Annotated in this window: 2 protein-coding genes; one reads left to right on the plus strand and one right to left on the minus strand. The window is 60.1% G+C overall.

From position 1 onward, the window contains the following. Positions 1-76: 76 nt before the first annotated feature. Positions 77-304 carry a transposase gene (locus tag OTB19_RS43190; RefSeq protein ID WP_267804335.1) on the minus strand — a complete coding sequence of 76 codons (228 nt, stop codon included), beginning with the start codon at positions 302-304 and terminating at the stop codon, positions 77-79. Between the two features lie 86 nt (positions 305-390). Here OTB19_RS43190 and OTB19_RS43195 point away from each other — a divergent pair, with 86 nt between their 5' ends. Further along, a complete protein-coding gene (locus OTB19_RS43195; RefSeq protein ID WP_267804337.1) occupies positions 391-594 on the plus strand; it encodes a hypothetical protein in 204 nt (67 codons plus the stop codon). Positions 595-715 lie beyond the last annotated feature (121 nt).

The raw sequence follows: 715 nt of genomic DNA on the forward strand, positions 1-715 counted from the left end.
GTTCTACCTGCGGATCCGGTATCCCGTGGTCATCAGTGCTGGCCACTGTGGGCACTACTCCTTCTCCACCCTCAACTCAATGAATCATCCAGTATGCCTGGCTTGAGTCACTTTGACAGAGAGGGCTCAGTGGTGCGTCGACCGCGGGCTCGTTGTGCTTCTGATGCTTTTTCACCCAGCCGCGGAGTGTTTCCGGGTTGAGTTCAAGTTCCCGGGCCGTATGCGAGATGGTTTCGCTGGACCGGAGCGCGATCTGGACCGCTTCTTCCTTGAACTCGGGCGAGTACTTGCTGGGTGGTGCCACGATGTGCCTCTCATTTCCCTTACACAGGGATCCTATTGGGTCCCTGTCCGGAAACCTCGGGGCACCTCACTCCCTGGCTCAACCAGGTGGAGCGATGGTTCGGCTTCCTCGCGGACCAGAAGATCCGGCGCGGAGCCCACAAAAGTGTGCGCTCCCTGGAAGCCGACATCCGAGCCTGGGTCAAACAGTGGAACGAAAACCCGACCCCGTTCACCTGGACCAAGACAGCCGAAGAGATCCTCGACTCACTCGCCCGCTTCTGCCAACGGATCTCCGGCGCAGGACACTAGTGCTGCTCCGCGAAAGTTCGTGGAGGGGGGTTCAGGCTTCCTGGAGGGGGCTGGCGGCGTAGGTCCACTTGAAGGGGCGGGCGGTCTCGTTCCGTTTGATCATGTAGTCGTCCATCTTGGC

It is taken from the genome of Streptomyces sp. H27-H5, from assembly GCF_026627505.1.
GTDB lineage: Bacteria > Actinomycetota > Actinomycetes > Streptomycetales > Streptomycetaceae > Streptomyces.